Annotated in this window: 19 protein-coding genes; 8 read left to right on the top strand and 11 right to left on the bottom strand. The window is 56.0% G+C overall.

Annotated features, from left to right (window positions below; all coding sequences use genetic code 11):
- Positions 1-23: 23 nt before the first annotated feature.
- The 3 genes from L1047_RS14675 to L1047_RS14665 are packed head-to-tail and all read right to left on the bottom strand — an operon-like array spanning position 24 to position 2,771.
- Positions 24-1,373 carry a tetratricopeptide repeat protein gene (locus L1047_RS14675; protein WP_235279750.1) on the bottom strand — a complete coding sequence of 450 codons (1,350 nt, stop codon included), beginning with the start codon at positions 1,371-1,373 and terminating at the stop codon, positions 24-26.
- Between the two features lie 35 nt (positions 1,374-1,408).
- Positions 1,409-2,032, bottom strand: a complete 624-nt coding sequence (locus tag L1047_RS14670; RefSeq protein WP_235279749.1) for a DUF4331 family protein — start codon at positions 2,030-2,032, stop codon at positions 1,409-1,411.
- A 40-nt stretch (positions 2,033-2,072) separates the two neighbouring features.
- Positions 2,073-2,771: a DUF4331 family protein gene (locus L1047_RS14665; RefSeq protein ID WP_235279748.1), complete on the bottom strand. Its 699-nt coding sequence runs from the start codon at positions 2,769-2,771 to the stop codon at positions 2,073-2,075.
- Positions 2,772-3,184: 413 nt separating this feature from the next.
- Here L1047_RS14665 and L1047_RS14660 point away from each other — a divergent pair, with 413 nt between their 5' ends.
- The 6 genes from L1047_RS14660 to L1047_RS14635 all read left to right on the top strand — a co-directional run bounded on the left by L1047_RS14660 (position 3,185) and on the right by L1047_RS14635 (position 7,482).
- Positions 3,185-3,760, top strand: a complete 576-nt coding sequence (locus tag L1047_RS14660) for a sigma-70 family RNA polymerase sigma factor (RefSeq protein WP_235279747.1) — start codon at positions 3,185-3,187, stop codon at positions 3,758-3,760.
- Between the two features lie 55 nt (positions 3,761-3,815).
- Positions 3,816-4,400, top strand: coding sequence for a cupin domain-containing protein (locus L1047_RS14655; protein WP_235280089.1), 585 nt, complete (start codon positions 3,816-3,818; stop codon positions 4,398-4,400).
- Between the two features lie 114 nt (positions 4,401-4,514).
- On the top strand, positions 4,515-5,408 hold the full coding sequence (gene crtE, locus L1047_RS14650) for a geranylgeranyl diphosphate synthase CrtE (RefSeq protein ID WP_235279746.1): 894 nt from the start codon (positions 4,515-4,517) through the stop codon (positions 5,406-5,408).
- A 79-nt stretch (positions 5,409-5,487) separates the two neighbouring features.
- The gene (locus tag L1047_RS14645) at positions 5,488-5,949 is read left to right on the top strand and encodes a divergent PAP2 family protein (RefSeq protein ID WP_235279745.1); all 462 of its coding nucleotides are present in this window, start codon (positions 5,488-5,490) and stop codon (positions 5,947-5,949) included.
- Between the two features lie 43 nt (positions 5,950-5,992).
- A complete protein-coding gene (locus L1047_RS14640; RefSeq protein WP_235279744.1) occupies positions 5,993-6,622 on the top strand; it encodes a hypothetical protein in 630 nt (209 codons plus the stop codon).
- 23 nt (positions 6,623-6,645) lie between these two features.
- Positions 6,646-7,482, top strand: coding sequence for a SirB1 family protein (locus L1047_RS14635; protein WP_235279743.1), 837 nt, complete (start codon positions 6,646-6,648; stop codon positions 7,480-7,482).
- Between the two features lie 6 nt (positions 7,483-7,488).
- On the opposite strand, the gene L1047_RS14630 is transcribed toward L1047_RS14635, so the two are convergent.
- Positions 7,489-9,660 carry an amylo-alpha-1,6-glucosidase gene (locus tag L1047_RS14630; protein ID WP_235279742.1) on the bottom strand — a complete coding sequence of 724 codons (2,172 nt, stop codon included), beginning with the start codon at positions 9,658-9,660 and terminating at the stop codon, positions 7,489-7,491.
- Positions 9,661-9,674: 14 nt separating this feature from the next.
- Positions 9,675-10,739 carry a glycosyltransferase family 4 protein gene (locus L1047_RS14625; protein ID WP_235279741.1) on the bottom strand — a complete coding sequence of 355 codons (1,065 nt, stop codon included), beginning with the start codon at positions 10,737-10,739 and terminating at the stop codon, positions 9,675-9,677.
- 209 nt (positions 10,740-10,948) lie between these two features.
- On the opposite strand from L1047_RS14625, the gene L1047_RS14620 reads away from it, so the two are divergent.
- The gene (locus L1047_RS14620) at positions 10,949-11,152 is read left to right on the top strand and encodes a hypothetical protein (RefSeq protein ID WP_235279740.1); all 204 of its coding nucleotides are present in this window, start codon (positions 10,949-10,951) and stop codon (positions 11,150-11,152) included.
- A gap of 11 nt (positions 11,153-11,163) precedes the next feature.
- On the opposite strand, the gene thiD is transcribed toward L1047_RS14620, so the two are convergent.
- The 5 genes from thiD to L1047_RS14595 all read right to left on the bottom strand — a co-directional run bounded on the left by thiD (position 11,164) and on the right by L1047_RS14595 (position 14,469).
- A complete protein-coding gene (thiD, locus tag L1047_RS14615) occupies positions 11,164-12,021 on the bottom strand; it encodes a bifunctional hydroxymethylpyrimidine kinase/phosphomethylpyrimidine kinase (RefSeq protein ID WP_235280088.1) in 858 nt (285 codons plus the stop codon).
- Positions 12,022-12,267: 246 nt separating this feature from the next.
- Positions 12,268-12,585, bottom strand: a complete 318-nt coding sequence (locus L1047_RS14610; protein WP_235279739.1) for a 2Fe-2S iron-sulfur cluster-binding protein — start codon at positions 12,583-12,585, stop codon at positions 12,268-12,270.
- Positions 12,585-12,842 (bottom strand): DUF1816 domain-containing protein, encoded by a 258-nt coding sequence (locus L1047_RS14605; protein WP_235279738.1) that lies wholly within the window; start codon positions 12,840-12,842, stop codon positions 12,585-12,587. The genes L1047_RS14610 and L1047_RS14605 overlap by 1 nt, the downstream gene beginning before the upstream one ends.
- 47 nt (positions 12,843-12,889) lie before the next feature.
- Positions 12,890-14,005: a 23S rRNA (guanosine(2251)-2'-O)-methyltransferase RlmB gene (gene rlmB, locus L1047_RS14600; protein ID WP_235279737.1), complete on the bottom strand. Its 1,116-nt coding sequence runs from the start codon at positions 14,003-14,005 to the stop codon at positions 12,890-12,892.
- A gap of 32 nt (positions 14,006-14,037) precedes the next feature.
- Positions 14,038-14,469, bottom strand: coding sequence for a ribonuclease III domain-containing protein (locus L1047_RS14595; RefSeq protein WP_235279736.1), 432 nt, complete (start codon positions 14,467-14,469; stop codon positions 14,038-14,040).
- A gap of 211 nt (positions 14,470-14,680) precedes the next feature.
- Between L1047_RS14595 and L1047_RS14590 the strand changes: the two genes are divergently transcribed.
- Positions 14,681-14,875 (top strand): CsbD family protein, encoded by a 195-nt coding sequence (locus L1047_RS14590; RefSeq protein WP_235279735.1) that lies wholly within the window; start codon positions 14,681-14,683, stop codon positions 14,873-14,875.
- A gap of 110 nt (positions 14,876-14,985) precedes the next feature.
- Here the strand turns inward: L1047_RS14590 and L1047_RS14585 are convergent, their stop codons facing one another.
- The gene (locus tag L1047_RS14585; RefSeq protein WP_235279734.1) at positions 14,986-15,462 is read right to left on the bottom strand and encodes a photosystem I reaction center protein subunit XI; all 477 of its coding nucleotides are present in this window, start codon (positions 15,460-15,462) and stop codon (positions 14,986-14,988) included.
- Positions 15,463-15,583 lie beyond the last annotated feature (121 nt).

The raw sequence follows: 15,583 nt of genomic DNA, 5'->3' as shown, positions 1-15,583 counted from the left end.
CATTCTCCATAACGAATAGGGTCTTAGGCCAATGGAGATAAAGGCTGAAGGGACTCGGGGTTTTGGATCCCAAGCTCTTTCAACATCTCTCTGGCTTGCTCGGCGTAACGAGGATGAAAATGCGGGTTGAGAGCCAAGGCTTGGGAGAAATGTTGTACCGCCTCCTGGGGCTCTTGCACCTGCGCTGCGATCATGCCGGCGTGAAAGTGCAGTAACGGATCTTCGGTGTTAAGGCGCAAGGCCTGTTGGATAGCACTTTTGGCCTCTTGCCAGTGACCATTCGCTGCCGCAGCCCAGGCGAGAGTGTCTTGGGAGTAGATATCCTGCCGTAGCAAAAGTTCGTGACGGGCGATCTGCAGCGCCTCAGACAAATGGATGCCGTGCTCGCTATAGTAGATTGCCAAAGCCCGATCATACAAGCCCTTGACTCGGCCCAAGTGCGCCACTGTTCCAATCAGCTCTTCGGTAGCGGCTGCCCCTTCAAAATCTCCCAAGGCTCGTTGGGCATCGGCTTTATGGCCTAGGTTATCCACTGTGGGCAAGAGATCGGCACCTTGACTGGCCACCTCCAGAGCCTCTGGCCAGCGGTGTTGGGCAGCATAAAGACGAGCCAACCCCGTCAGGGCAGGAACCTGTTGCGGGTAGATTTGCAGTGCCTCCTGGTAGCGCTGCTCAGCCTCGTCCAACGCTCCTGCGAGAAAGGCTAAATCCGCAGCACGCATATGAAACCAAGAGCGCAACTCGGCAGGATTGGTGTAGAAGCGGTCGATCTGAGCCATACTTTCCTGTATCCTCTGGCGCGCTTCTTGTAGATGCCCCGTCAGTTCCAGATAGCGCGCCTGCACAGTCCCGCCCCCCTTGACCTGCTTCAGGTGCTGCTCAGCCTGTTCGTATTCCCCCAACTCCATCAGGATGGAGGCTAGCTGCGTTTGTAGCGGTTCGGGCGCGATGCGTTCCCCCTGTTCAGCCACGGCAAGAGCCTCCGCAAAGCGATGCTGCCCCACCAGTGCGGAAGCCAAAACCGAATAGGCAATGACCCGGCTGCTCTCCGGTTGAGCTTTGATCCCCAGTACTCGCCGTGCCGCCTCTTCCGCCCGCAGGAGATCTTCGGGATCCGCAACTTCGCGGAACCGCTTCAGATATTCTTCTGCCAGCAAGCGCAGGGAAAGAAACGAGGGGTGTTCCTGCACAATCGCTTCGTAACCACTGACCCAGGCATGGCGATCCTGATAATCCGGATAAACAGGGGCAACCCAGGGTTGAGTGGGGCGCCGGATCCCTGGGGAGGCATAGATGGAGCGCAACCCAACAAAGAGCAACAGCACCAGCGAGGCCAAGATCACTGGCCAACGGAAAAGGTTCAGGGATTTCATGACAGAAATAGGACAGAAATGTTTAAGAGAATGGCTTAAGCGGGGCTACCCAGGTAGGGAAAGGTATTGGTATCACGAATTGCTTCTGGGCTGACGTTATCGGAGGTTAAAGCCGGGATCTGCCCTTCGGTAATACCGTGCACCAGATCGCCAAACACCACCTGCAACGTGACATCCACCGGATCATCCCGCAGCCGCCTGCCACCAAAATTTGGGCCAACGACACCGGCACCAGCCAATTCCACTCCAAAATAGGCTCCTGCAGGCTGAGACAAATCTGCCTCCACTACATCCGGCAGAGTAACAGCTACCACCAAATCGGCGATCGCTTGAGGTCGACCAATGGCTCGAAAAAAAGATCGAATCGCCAATTCTTGAAAGCCAGCATCTGCCCTAGGCGTGGCACGGTTGCTTTGATCGTGATCGGCAAAGTCCTGAAACAACTCGATCAAGGCCGGAACGGCCAGCCGCTCCAGTTGAACAAACGTAGTTGCCGCCGGTGGAGTGATGGGGGAAATGGCCGTACCGCTGCTAGCTCCACAAGCACTCGCCACCAGCAGGATGAGAACACTGACCATCACCAGCAAATGCACCCTAAACTGCTGAACTTTTTCTGATAAAGACAAGTTCCAGTCTTTCATTTTCAACAGTATCTCCATCGACTAACTCCTGTTTTGAAGAGTAAATTTGAACGTGGGCTCAGCAGGCAAAAACAGTTCCAGTTGGCGGGACATTGGCAAAGTCTTGCTCTGGCAAGCTAATGGACATATACACTCCGGCTCGCCCTCCACCTAGCAGTTGTCGCGGCAGTTCTACGACAATAGAGTGAACATTGAAGTTGGCGAACATATCCATGGCTTGACCTGGCGGCCTAAAACTTAAAACCTGCAAAGGAGGAGCCGGATTGGGTTGTAGCAAATAGTTGCGATCGGGAAGGATCTCAAAAAAGCGCTCCAGATCAAAAAAGAAGGGATCCTTGCGCAAACCAGCAAAAAGTTTCACCCCATCCGGCAAGTTAATCGTCTGGTTGACTGGGCCGCTTCCGCGTGCCGTTGCCAACAAGGTGGAGCGGGTGCCCGCCACATTGGGAGCTGCTGGGCCATACATCGTGACGGTCTGATTCGGAGCTGTGCCGCTGAACTGAAATTGCAATACCAACTCTTCAAGTCCATCGGGGGGAACTGTAGTATCCACCTTGAACTGGTAGAGTAAAGCGGGATCGAAGGGGCGATCGGCACCGCGAGGGATAAAGGGGTCAAAGTCCATCGCTAACACAACATTGTTAGGATCCGGACTTTCAAAAACGTAGAGATCCGTGAGATCTCCAGCCGGAAAACGACACCCCAAAAAGGAGGTGTCTTGGTGATCGGAAGCTCGGGCGGGAAGGAGAGTGCTCATGAATACTAGGAACAACAGTCCAAGTCCTACGCCTAGGTGTTGTTGCCATTGGGAGAACTGCCGCAAAAATGGCTTGGGAACCGTGGGCGTTAGAGGGATCCTCATGGATTTTCTCAACAGGTGATAAAGGTTAGACCCAGCTCAAGTCGACGGATACATAAAGCACCCAAATATCCGCAGCAAAAGCTTTCCCCAGAAGATCTAGGAATTGGGCGAAAAAGGATGCAGAATCAAAAGAATTGCTCCTCAATGCCTATACGCTGAAGGCAGCCAATTGGATCCCTCCCCTAGGGATACATGGGCAAAGCCGGGATCCCAGAGGGTGAATGAAAAGCTCTAGCCCAATCCTGAATGGGTCATCTTCCCGGTCGGCAACCTGTCCAGCTAATTCACCCTGCGGATGCGGATTTCCTATGGCTGAGCGTGAAAATGAAGAGATTCTGCTCTTGGTCAGGATTGGGCAACAGGATCAGGCTGCTCTTTCAGAACTTTATGATCGCTACGCTCGCCTTCTCTTGGGCCTAGCCTACAAAGTATTAGGATCCTTGGAGGAAGCAGAAGAGGTGGTATTGGACGTATTCAATCAGGTGTGGCGGATTGCCCCCCGTTACGATGCCAATCGTGGCCGGGTGGATGTGTGGCTGTTTATGCTCACCCGCAGTCGGGCTTTGGATCGCTTGCGAGCTTTGACACGCGCTGCCAAGGCTATCTCTGCTTCAGAAGCGATTGTTCGCTCGGATCCCGAACCCTTAGAACCGGATGACCGTTTGTTTCAATCTGAGCAGCAGGAAGTGCTCCAAGAGGTTCTAGAGCAGATCCCCCCAGAGCAGCGGCAAGTGCTGGAATTAGCCTATTTCAATGGGCTAACCCAGACAGAAATTGCCTCAAAAACTGGGATCCCTTTGGGGACGGTGAAAAAACGAATCCGCTTAGGTCTCTGGAAATTGCGGAATCTGCTACTGGCCAAGGGGTGGAGCTTTAAAAATTGACTACCATGAAGAAGGTTATACCTGTTGCTATTGAGGATTGAATGCTGTCGTGACTATGCAAAAGCAGGATTTTGAGGAAATCGCCGCTTTTCGTGCGCTCGATACCTCAGAAGATCCTGAAGATGTTCAGTTGGCCGAGTCTGGCACTGCTTCTGCCGCTTCTCAACCTCCTCTTGATGAGTTGCAGGGGGTGGCAGCCATGCTTGCCTACAGTGTGCCCTTGCCCAAATTGTCTCCCAACCTGAAACAACGCCTATTCCAGCAAATTCAATCTACAACCCCGCAGGCCGAATTCTTATCGACTCGAGCCGCAGATTTGAAGTGGCAGAAAACCCCTCTAGCTGGGATCCGCATTGCCAAGCTTTACGAAAACCCCCAAACCCGGGAAGTGGTGGGGCTGTTGGAGGCCGATGCCGGAGCGGTGTATCCGCAACATCGACATATCCTTGGCGAAGAGATCTACATGCTAGAAGGGGATCTGGTGATCGAAGACCAAGTGTTTCGGGCGGGGGACTTCATCCGTTACGGCCCTGGCTCGGTTCATCGTGCTCATACTCAGGGGGGGTGCCGGTTCCATTTTCGCACCTCCATGGATGATCAATTTCTGGAGCCGCTCCCTTCCTCCCCTTTCAGCCCCTAAGCCAGGATCCCAACCCGCAATCTGGGGCGGACGTGAGATAATGTCACCTTGCAAGCCTGTTGCAGAAGTGTTCGACAGGGATCCCCCCGTTGCTGAGTTGAGAGGAAACCCCACTTGGTTGCCCAAACCTTCAACCTGAAGACCTACCTGAGCCAGCGCCAGCAACAGGTGGAAGAGGCTTTGTCGGCCGCCCTGATTCCCACCTATCCAGAGCGAATCTACGAGGCGATGCGCTACAGCGTTCTGGCGGGGGGAAAACGCCTCCGCCCGATCCTCTGTTTGGCCACCTGTGAACTGGCCGGGGGATCCGTTGAACAGGCCCTGCCTACCGCCTGTGCCCTAGAGATGATCCACACCATGTCCCTGATCCACGACGATCTGCCGGCCATGGACAACGACGACTTCCGCCGCGGCAAACCCACCAACCACAAGGTTTTCGGAGAAGATATTGCCATTCTGGCCGGAGATGCCTTACTCGCTTTTGCCTTTGAGCACATTGCCCACCAAACTCAGGGGGTGCCGCCGCAGTTGGTGCTGCAGGTGATCGCCCGGATTGGCCATGCTGTCGCCGCTACCGGATTGGTGGGGGGCCAGGTGGTGGATCTGGAATCAGAGGGCAAAACCATCTCTTTGGAGACCCTAGAATACATTCACACCCACAAAACAGGTGCCCTACTGGAGATCTCGGTGGTGTCGGGAGGGATCCTGGCGGGGGGAGATGAGCAGTTGTTGGCCCGACTGAGCCGCTATGCCCAAGATATTGGCTTGGCATTCCAGATCATCGACGACATCTTAGATATCACCGCCACCAGTGAGCAACTGGGGAAAACGGCAGGCAAAGATCAAGCCGTTGCCAAAGCCACCTATCCCAGCCTCTGGGGTTTAGAAGCCTCCCGTCAAAAGGCCGAAGAGCTGATCCGCTCCGCTAAAGAACAACTGCGCCCCTATGGATCCCAGGCAGAACCGCTGTTGGCCCTAGCAGATTTCATTACCCGCCGTCAGCATTAGGACGAATCAAGATGGGATCCCTGCCACCCGTTGCTCCTCTGTTGGATGCCCCGCTCAAGTTCCTGCCCTGGAGAGCCGTATGCTGCAACAGTTGATGGCCAACCACGTCCTCTGGACCGCTTTGATCGCCAGTTTGTTGGCCCAGGCCATGAAGCTGATCCTCACCTATGCGCAGTCGGGCAAGGTGAACCTGCGGGTGCTGGTGGAAACCGGCGGAATGCCCAGCTCCCATGCGGCGTTGGTCACTGCTTTGGCCATCGGCGTCGGGCTACAGGAGGGGTGGGATAGTCTGTTGTTCGCGGCTACCGTGGTGTTTGCGCTGGTGGTGATGTACGATGCCGCCGGGATCCGTCAGGCGGCGGGGAAACAGGCGCGGGTGCTGAATCGCCTCATGGAAGAATGGTTTGAAGAAAAAGGTGCTGGTAGCTTCAAAGAGCCTTATCTGAAGGAATTGCTCGGTCATACCCCTGTGCAGGTGATCGCGGGAGCGGCCTTGGGCGCTGCTTGTATCGGTTTGTCCTTCGCGCTGGGAGTAAATTGAATGGGATTGGGGCATGCTAGAGCAGAAGTGAGCGTGTGCGGTCATGACCTCCAAGCCTCAACCTCGTCAGATCCAACGTTGCCCTTCCTGTGGCAAGCCGATCCCGGCCTATCGACACAAGTCCCCCTACTGTGATCACTGCGGTTGGCGGGCCACCCCGGCGACCAAAACCCCTCACAAACCGGGATCCCTAGCCGACAAAGTGGAAGCTCAGGTGAGTGGGGCCAGCCAGTGGGCCAGCCAGCAAAGTCAGCGCCTCGGGGTGCCGCGCCTGATCCAGCCGCTCCTGAATTTCAACTTGTATTTGTATGTGCTGTGGGGGATCAGCCCCCTCTTTCCGATCGTGGTGGATCGTCCCCTCTTGACGGAATCCAGCTATTTATTGTTGATCCCGCTTTTACTCAGTTGGGGCTTGCTCTACTTGGCGGTGCGGGATCTGCCCCTGCCGGACAATTTGCGGCTGCCACGCCTGCTTTTGGATGTGTCCTTTATCCTGGTGCCCTTCTTTCAAAAAATTAATGTATCTAAGGCCCCCAACCGGCCCTATTGGAATGCTCTATTGATTTGGGTGATCGGGCTCCTCCTGTTCGCGGCTTTGCGGCTTTGGAGCTTCAGCCTTGTCTTGACGGCGGTGACGTTGCTGTTGACCAGTTTTTGTACCTTGCTATTCTGAGTTGGCTTCGCTTGAAAAGGCTCATGAGTGTTGCTGCCGCCCGAGAACGGTTCACCGCTGAAATCCAAGCCGATCCGATCGATTTGGGGCGAGCTGCCCTCTGGATCGCCCAAGAGACTTACCCAGATTTGGATGTGGAAGAGTATTGGGCCGCTTTGGATGAGATGGCGGCAGAGGTGCAGGAACGGCTGCCCCCCGAGCGCTACCCGATGCGCGTCCTCAAAACCTTGAATCACTACTTGTTCGAAGACCTAGGCTTTCGGGGCAACAACGAAGATTACTACGATCCACGCAACAGCTTTTTGAATGAGGTGATCGACCGGCGCACCGGGATCCCGATCACCCTGTCGTTGCTGTACCTAGAGTTGGCTCGACGGGTGGAATTTCCCATGACGGGAGTGGGGATGCCCGGCCACTTTTTGGTTCGTCCCCTGTTTGAGGGATCGGAAATTTTTGTGGATCCCTTTCATCAGGGAGAAATTTTGTTTCCGGAAGACTGCCAGGAACGATTGGCCCAAATTTATGGCCCTGGGATCCCTTTACAAGACCATTACCTACGGCCCACCCCTTCCCGCATGATCTTGGTGCGCTTGCTCAACAATCTCAAACAGATTTACCTGAGCCGTGCTGAGCTAGAGTCTGCCTTGGCGGCAGTGGAACGAATTTTGTTGTTGACCCCCGAAGCCCTGCTACAACTGCGGGATCGCGGCCTGTTGTATTACCAGTTGGGCCGTTGGCGACAGGCCCGCCAGGATCTCGAATCCTATTTGCATCAAGCCCCTCTAGGGGGGGAGCCCAATCGCTCTGATGAACATCTGATCCGAGAAATCCTGCAGAGATTGGAAAGCCACCTCGGTTGATAAGGTTCATTTCACGATTAGCTCAACCTCCCCCCTACGGCCTAAGACATTGATCCCCACTCCACCGCCGTGCAGGTAAAGGCCGATGTCGATGGATCCCTCTCCCACGGCAATGTTGTGGAGGGTGACATGGGGAAGCCACAGGGGCAGGGTAGGTTGCGTCAGGCTGACCCGCTGATGTTGGCCATCGATCTCAAGCCCTAGGCAGGCTTGCAAGAGCAAAAATACACTGGCCGCTGCCCAGGACTGGGGCAAGCAAGCCACCGGGTAGAGGGTGGGACCCTCCCGCTGTCGGCGGGAAAACCCACAAAACAGCTCGGGCAAGCGCTTCAGATCCAAAAACTGGGTGGCATCGAATAGACCCGTCAATACCCGTATGGCCTCTGCTTTGTGGCCATAACGGGCAAACCCCGCCGCGATCAGGGCATTATCGTGGGGCCAGATGGAGCCGTTGTGGTAGGACATGGGGTTAAAGCGGCCTTCCCCCTGCGGGACGGTGCGGATCCCCCAACCAGTGAAGAAATCCGGCTGCATCATCTGAGCAGCGATGCGGGCGGCATGGGCTGAGTCGGCGATGCCGGAAAACAGGCAATGACCCATGTTGGAGCTGCGTACCCGGCAGGGCTTTTTCTCTCCATCAAGAGCTAGGGCATAGCCCCCCAACTCCTCACACCAGAAGTGTTTAAGAAACTGCTGCTGTAGGCTCAGGGCTTGCCATCTTAAGGTGGTGGCACGCTCCGACTGACCCAGAATTTCAGCCATCTGAGCCGCCAGCACCTTGGCCTCATAGACATAGCCCTGCACCTCACACAGGGCCAGGGGAGGTTCTGCCAGGGATCCATCCGGATAAAAAATCGAATCATCTGAATCTTTCCAACCCTGGTTGCGCAGTCCTTTGTGAGCCTTACGCACATATTCCACAAAACCATCCCCATCGGGATCCCCGTAGGTATCCATCCAGGTGAGGGCAGCCTCAATGTGGGGCCAGAGCTGCTTAAGCAGAGCCAGATCTCCGCTGCGCTGCGTATAGCGGCCCGCCAACACCACAAACAACGGGGTTGAATCGATGCTGCCAAAATACTGCCCAAACGGGATCTCACGGGTTTTGGCCATCTCGCAGCGACGCTGCTCGTGCAGGATCTTGCCGGGTTCGGCATCCCGACTGGGATCCTCTTCAGTGGCCTGCTGGGCAGCTAGGTAGAGGAGCACTCCCTGGGCAATCTGAGGATGCCACCAGAGGGTGGCTAAGGCCGTGATCAAAGCATCCCGCCCAAAGACGGTGCTAAACCAGGGCACCCCCGCATAGGGATAGAGTCCGTGGTGGGTTCGGGTGAGCATCATCAGCAGATCATCCCGCGAGGCATTCAGCCAATCGTTGAATTGGGCATTGCCGGTATCGATCTGGGCCGATTGGGCCCGCATCTGCTGGCGCTGGGTTCGTTCCGATTGCAGGGCCTCTTCGTAATCTGGGGATCCCCCTCCCCCCTCCTCTCCTTTGTAGGCACAGACCACCGTCAGCCACAGCTGCCGCTCCTCCTGGGGGTGCAGCGGCACCCACCACTGCACCCAATCCTGGCCCACCACCGCTGGCGCGGGCGAAAACCGCAGATGGGTCTGACGTTCCACCCCATCCAACCCCCGATAAGGGAGGATCACCTCATCAGAGGTCACCTGAGGCGAGAGCCTCTCCCCCTGCCGGCTGCGCGGGATCCCACGCACCTCAAAAATATCGGCAAAATCCGCCTCAAATCGCAGGGTAATCGGAACCCGAAAGGCCTCCGAGCCATAATTATGGATTCGGATCTGCTCATAGGCGGCATTATTCCACAAAAAGGTGGTACGCAAAACATGGAGGGTATCCTGGCCAATGAATTGCCCCTCTGAGGTGGTGAACTCAGGATTGGCCAGATCCACCGCCAAAATATCCTTGTCCTCCCGCACCTCCGAGCTAAGGAGCAAAAACTGCTTTCCCTCCAGATCCAGCACCAACCGCGATAAAAACCGGGTGTCATCTCGAAAGAGGCCGTGATCGCGGATCCCCAAAGGGCGCATGTTCCCCAGCCGGTCGAATACCGCAAAACAGTTGTCGTGCTTAAGCACATGAGAGCGAGTTTCTGCCAGAGAGGCGCTGGCTCGGATGTAGTACTGCTCCTGAATCTGGATAATGTCTTCTGGCATCCATCTGTCCTCTGCTAGGCTGCTGTCACCTCTGCCTGAGCCGAAGCTCGGCTGCTGAGCAACTGCTGATAGAGGGCCTCATAGCCATTCACCATCTGGGCGATGCTGTATCGGTCTTCAAACACCTGCCGTACCCGCTGCCGACTCAGGGATCCCACCCGAGAAACCGCCTCCACCGCCTGGGGCACCGAATCCACAATAAAGCCCGTTTGCCCATCCGCCATGACCTCCGGCACCGAGCCAAAGCGGGTGGCGATCACCGGCGTGCCACAGGCCATCGACTCAATCATCACCAAGCCAAACGGCTCCGGCCAACGGATCGGGAATAACACCGCATAAGCTTTGCCCAAAAACTCACTTTTCTCCTGCTCATTGATCTCCCCGGTCAGCTCCACATTGGGGTTATTCTGAACCATCGGAGCGATGTAGGACTCGTAGTACTGGCGATCCACCGGGTCAATCTTGATGGAAGCCTTGAGGGGCATGCCCGCTTGGGTCGCGATTTCAATAGCCGTATCGAGGCCCTTCTCCGGCGACACCCGCCCCAAGAAGGCTAGGTAATCCCCCGGTTCCGGGTAAAAAGCATGCAGATCCAAAGGCAGGCCATGGTAGACCGTGCCAGCCCACCGGGCCTGGGGCAGCGGGTTACGCTGAGCATTGGAAATCGAAACCAGGGGAATGTCGTTAAATTCGCTGTAGAGGGGTTGCAGCTCGGGAATATCCAGTCGCCCGTGCAAAGTTGTAACAAAAGCAGCTTCGGGATGGCGACGGGCCAAAGCATAGGGATAGTAATCGATGTGGCCGTGGATCAGATCAAACTGATCTGCCATCTGGAACACCTTTTCCACCATCAGGATGTGGGGGGCCACCGTGTCGATAGCATTTTTATCCAGCCGCAGGGCCTGATCCCGAAAGGGGATCAACCGCGCCTGAGTCTGGGAATCTCCGCTGGCAAACAGGGTCACCTCGTGCCCACGGCGCACCAGCTCTTCCGTAAGCCAGGACACCACCCGTTCGGTGCCGCCGTAAAGTTTGGGGGGCACGCTTTCATGCAAAGGGGCGATCTGAGCAATGCGCATCTCACTCCTCCCGTAGGATTTTCCAGGCTGCCTATCAGAGACTCACCAACTTCTGCTCACAATGTTGCTTCACAAATGTTGCTCGATATAGCCTTTTCCGACTTCATACAAGCCCTTGAGCTAGGCCAAAACCCTCTGGAGCAAGGGATTGACATGAGTCTGCCATATCAGATAACGCTGGAAAAGGCTGTACTTTGTAGCTAGCAGAAATGGTCTTGGCTTGGCAAGAGCCGGTGCAGTGGCAAGGGATCCCTTCGAAGGGATCCAAGGCTGAGGGTATTCTCGGCTCAGGCACGAACGGTAAGCTGTGGGGCGCTGCTCGAATTGAGGCAGGGAGCACCACCCAGATCGATCCCTGGCCCGCCAATATTTTTTTGCATAGGCTGATGGTGACCATTGCCCTTGCTCGATAACTGGCAAAGTCTCAGCCTGTTTGGTGACCGAGCAACGGGTAAAAATGCCCTACCGGCCCCTGACCAGAGCCAATTGCCAGAGGATGCCGCAGCGCTTCTGTCACATAGGTCTTGGCCTGCTGAACTGCCTGAAAAGGATCCTTGCCCCAAGCCAACTGGGCTGCGATCGCCGCCGAGAGGGTACAGCCGGTGCCGTGAGTATGGCGAGTCGGGATCCGCTCAGTTCTCAGCACCTCCAGCCGCTGCCCATCAAACCACACATCCACCCCCTGCAGATCCCCGGGCATGCCCCCTCCCTTCACCAGCACGGCCAGGGATCCCGCAGATTCGATCTGTTCTGCGGCAGCTTTCATATCCTCCAGGGAGTGCAGCTCCAAACCGGACAAAATTTGCGCCTCATAACGGTTGGGGGTTAGCACCTGGGCCAAAGGGAGTAGCCGTTCTCGAATCGCCACAATCGCCTCTTCCGCCAACAACTTCGCCCCCGTGCGCGACACCATCACCGGATCCACCACCAAGGGCTGTAACCCCAACCGCTCCACTTGGCGGGCCACCTCCTGAACGATATCTTTATTGAGCAACATGCCGGTTTTGATCCCTTGCACGCCGATATCGCCAGCCACCGCCTCGATTTGAGCCGCCACCGCTGCTGGAGGTAAAGCATCGACTCGACTGACCCCAAGGGTATTTTGGGCGGTAATACAGGTCAACGCTGAGGTGCCATGCACCCGCTGAAAGGCGAAGGTGCGCAAATCCGCTTGAATGCCCGCCCCACCACCACTGTCGGATCCGGCAATGGTGAGGGCGACAGGGGGATGTAATGCCGTTACTTCAGTTGCTTCACTCACGGAAGGCCCAAGGTTCACCATGATTTTGAGGATGATTTTGGGGAATTTTGGGGATCCACTGGCCCGTTCGTCGTTGCCACCACCTCCGCCCAAACCTGCTCCCCATCAACCGCCGTCAGACTCCAGCGCAACAGATCCGCAGACTGGCCTAAGGTTTGGCTCACCTGTTGACAGAGCTGCTCTTCTAGCTGTGCAGCACGGAGGGGTAAAACCAAGGGCAAGCTCAGGTGGAGCAAATGCAGCTTCACAAAGAAGGGGACAAGAGACTCAAGAACCAAATTGTAGACGGTAAACCTCATCTTCTTGATCGGTCTCCACCTCCAGATCAGAAGTTGCATACGCTACGCACAGTAGGACAAACCCCTGCTCCTTTAACTCCGGCCCAATCCCCATCGCATCCACTTGCGTAACGGATCCCGACTTCAGCCGCGCCGCACAAGTGGTACAAACCCCCGCCTGACAAGAAGAAGGTAGCTCGATCCCTTTCGCAAAGGCCGCTTGCAAAACCGGTTGATCAGCAGGAGCGGTGAACTGGTAAGTCTGGCCCCGATGATGAACGGTTACCTGGTAAGCGGTGGCTGCCATCAAGATCGGGCTCCAGTGCGGGTACGAGCCACCGTCAGAGACTCCGGCTGGCGCATTTTCTTCACTAGTGCCTGGATCTTTGCGGATCCCTCTGCTTTCAAATCGGCAATGTACTGACCTTTGAGTTGCTCTGCTTCTGCCTCGGTGGTGAAGGGGCCATAGTAGTAGGTGCAGTCCTCGGTGGTGATCTCAATCCAGACCGATAGGCCGCGGAACCTATCCAACAGGTTGGCCAAAGGGTTACTCACGGGATCCATCCCCCATTAACAGGTGTTAATGATCGTTCGACATCTTTTGCAATCTTCTAGATTCTACTGCCTTTGTTGAGGAACGTATCAGACTCAGTTCGTTTCAATTGTTGGGGAGAGCGCTGTCGGTGGATCTCGTAGAGGGCGATGCCAGCCGCCACCGAAGCATTCAAGCTCTCGGTTCGGCCCGCCAAGGGAATGGATAGAAGTTGGTCACAATGGCGCTGGGTGAGCAGGCTGATTCCTTCTCCTTCGGAGCCGATCACCAGAGCAATAGGACGCTTAAAATCGGCACTGTACACAGGGGCTGCCCCCTGGCTAGCAGCGCCATAAACCCAAAACCCCTGCTCTTTCAGAACCTCCAAGGCTCGATTCAGGTTCACCACCCGTGCCACCGGCAAGGTAGACAAGGCTCCCGCCGCCACCTTCAGCACCGTCGAGGTTACCCCAGCCGCCCGCCGTTGCGGGATCACCATCCCCTGCATACCAAACGCTTCCACACTGCGAGCGATGGCACCCAAATTGTGGGGATCCTGGATCCCGTCTAGTACCACCAAAACAGGGTTGGGGCTGGCCTGCTGGCTTTGTTCCACCAAACTCTCCAGATCCATGTACTGGTAGGGGGTGGCTTGGGCGGCGATACCCTGGTGATTGGCTCCATCTGTGAGGGAATTTAATCGCTGTGGGGAAACTTCATCAATGACGGTACCGCGGACCTTGGCCTCTTCTAGGAGGGGCAGAAACTGTGGGCTATAGCGCAATCTGGAGAGAATCCAAACCCGGTTGAGGGTGGATTGGGCCCGCAGAGCCGCTAGCAATGCCTGACGACCGTAGATGATCTCTTGATCGGGCTCTGGGTCTGCCGTCGCTTGGGGATCAGAACTCGAGGGGACTTCTGTCAGATCCTCTCGAAGTGGGGGAATCGGATCCCGACGGCGTTCACGTGCAGGTTGGGTACGAATCACCCGCTTAGGCCGTTCCGAATCGCGGCGAATTGGTTTTACCGGGGCTTCCTCCGCAGCAGCTCTGGGAGCTTGAGGAGAAGCCTCTTGCCAATCTCTACGTTTGGGCCGCTGGGCCCGACTGACACCACTGGATTGCCCTCCGCGCCGCTGCGGTTTGCCCGTGCGGGACAGCCGCGGAGAAGGTTTGCGCTGAGGGGGCCTGGGCATGAGAGCGAACGGATGAACAGCAGAAGACTATCCTAACCTTCTATTTCCGCCACGGTCTTCGCCAAAACATCAGTCAGAGCTAGGATTTGCTTTAACCGCTCCAGATTGGCCAAATACAGGTAGCCGAGGATGGTTTCCAACCCACTGGCATTTTGATAGTCCGCTAGGGGTAAATGTCGGGGGGGACGACCGCAGCCATTGCGCCCCCAACGGACAACTTCCTGCTCTTCCGGGTTTAGATAGGGCAACAACGCCAGCAACAATTTTGCCTGGGCAGAGCCGCGCACCCGCCCCACCACCTGCTGATGATAGCGCTCCAGCCGCTCCGGAGGAAACAGATGTTGCCGCCGTACGTGCAGTTCGTAGATGGCATCCCCCAGGTAGGCCAAGGCTGTCGGCGACAAACGGCGAATCTCGGCCAGAGAGAGCTTTTCTGAAGTGGAATCAGACAGCAAATCGTTCACAGCAGCTCGGGAAAATTGTGTAGAAAAATATTCGGAATCGCTGTCGTCGGCTCATTTCAAGATTCAATCTATGCTAGGACAACCCTCCTCTGTTCGGCCAGCCTGATCATCACGACCCAAAACAGCCCAAGGGGTGATCTGGATCACTGGGCTAGGGGAGGTGGCATGTTGTATGAATGGACGAGGCACTACAACTGGAGGGGCCTGCTTTATGAACCTTGAAAAGCAAGTTGAAGCCACTGCCAAAAATCTGGAAGGCAAAATCCAGGAGGCTGTCGGTGAACTCACCGGAGACCAACGGGAAAAGCTGGAAGGCAAGGCCAAACAAGCGGAAGCGGCGGCCCGCCATGTGGTTGAAGATGTCCGAGAACCGATCAAAGATGTGGTGGATGATGTGATGGAGTGAGTAGCGCTCACCCCAGTTCAACCCCAATTCGACCGACTGGGATCCCTTGAGCGGTAGAAGAATTTCGGGAGCTTGAGTCTTCTAAACAACCGATCAATACAAACAGAGCGTTAGCCCAAGCCTGGCAACAACAAATCCGCATTCAGCAACAGCAAGTAGGCGACGATTGCCCCACCAATGCTGCCCACCAAAAAGCCAGCCGCCAACTCGCTCCAGGCCTGGGATCCCCCCACTGGGCCAATGTTGCGTTGCGAGGTGACGGTGCCATAAAGAGAAAGAACCGCCGTCATGATCAAAGTCAGGCCACAGGCGCCCAAAAAACCACTCAGAAGTCCTGTCGGTTCGTTGCGTAACGGGCCTAGCTTGGCAAAAGGCCCCACCAACCAGTAGCCATGGGCCATACCAATTTCCAGTCCACGCCAAATTGGGCTCAGGCCGGGGCGATTGATCGGTAACCAGTCAATCAACAAGCGGATGGCAGGTGCATGGTTGATCGGCGTCCACAGATCGCCAATTTGCGGATCCCCCTCAGGAACGGTGATGTAGCCCTCGCTGAGCGGAGCACTGTCGGCATTGGGTTCAACCATGTCAGCAACTCTATATCCAGTGCGAAAGGAATAAAGCAATCCAATCTAAAAACGTAATCTCAAAAGTAATCTCAAAGAGAGCAGGGATCCCAAAAGGCGTTGGTTGTTGACCGCTGGGATC

This window comes from Synechococcus sp. Nb3U1, from assembly GCF_021533835.1.
Taxonomy (GTDB): Bacteria; Cyanobacteriota; Cyanobacteriia; order Thermostichales; family Thermostichaceae; genus Thermostichus.
Note: the sequence above shows the minus strand (reverse complement) of the source record. Positions and strands in the feature narration are given on the sequence as shown.

Bases quoted from the DNA above. Each gene is read 5' to 3' on its own strand.
- L1047_RS14630 (WP_235279742.1), bottom strand. From the start codon at position 9,660: ATGCCAGAAGACATTATCCAGATTCAGGAGCAGTACTACATCCGAGCC.
- L1047_RS14620 (WP_235279740.1), top strand. From the start codon at position 10,949: ATGGTCTTGGCTTGGCAAGAGCCGGTGCAGTGGCAAGGGATCCCTTCG.
- L1047_RS14610 (WP_235279739.1), bottom strand. From the start codon at position 12,585: ATGGCAGCCACCGCTTACCAGGTAACCGTTCATCATCGGGGCCAGACT.
- L1047_RS14665 (WP_235279748.1), bottom strand. From the start codon at position 2,771: ATGAGCACTCTCCTTCCCGCCCGAGCTTCCGATCACCAAGACACCTCC.
- L1047_RS14590 (WP_235279735.1), top strand. From the start codon at position 14,681: ATGAACCTTGAAAAGCAAGTTGAAGCCACTGCCAAAAATCTGGAAGGC.
- L1047_RS14625 (WP_235279741.1), bottom strand. From the start codon at position 10,739: ATGCGCATTGCTCAGATCGCCCCTTTGCATGAAAGCGTGCCCCCCAAA.
- L1047_RS14670 (WP_235279749.1), bottom strand. From the start codon at position 2,032: ATGGAGATACTGTTGAAAATGAAAGACTGGAACTTGTCTTTATCAGAA.
- L1047_RS14635 (WP_235279743.1), top strand. From the start codon at position 6,646: ATGAGTGTTGCTGCCGCCCGAGAACGGTTCACCGCTGAAATCCAAGCC.
- thiD (WP_235280088.1), bottom strand. From the start codon at position 12,021: ATGGTGAACCTTGGGCCTTCCGTGAGTGAAGCAACTGAAGTAACGGCA.
- L1047_RS14675 (WP_235279750.1), bottom strand. From the start codon at position 1,373: ATGAAATCCCTGAACCTTTTCCGTTGGCCAGTGATCTTGGCCTCGCTG.
- L1047_RS14605 (WP_235279738.1), bottom strand. From the start codon at position 12,842: ATGGATCCCGTGAGTAACCCTTTGGCCAACCTGTTGGATAGGTTCCGC.
- rlmB (WP_235279737.1), bottom strand. From the start codon at position 14,005: ATGCCCAGGCCCCCTCAGCGCAAACCTTCTCCGCGGCTGTCCCGCACG.
- L1047_RS14640 (WP_235279744.1), top strand. From the start codon at position 5,993: ATGACCTCCAAGCCTCAACCTCGTCAGATCCAACGTTGCCCTTCCTGT.
- L1047_RS14585 (WP_235279734.1), bottom strand. From the start codon at position 15,462: ATGGTTGAACCCAATGCCGACAGTGCTCCGCTCAGCGAGGGCTACATC.
- L1047_RS14655 (WP_235280089.1), top strand. From the start codon at position 3,816: ATGCAAAAGCAGGATTTTGAGGAAATCGCCGCTTTTCGTGCGCTCGAT.
- L1047_RS14660 (WP_235279747.1), top strand. From the start codon at position 3,185: ATGGCTGAGCGTGAAAATGAAGAGATTCTGCTCTTGGTCAGGATTGGG.
- L1047_RS14645 (WP_235279745.1), top strand. From the start codon at position 5,488: ATGCTGCAACAGTTGATGGCCAACCACGTCCTCTGGACCGCTTTGATC.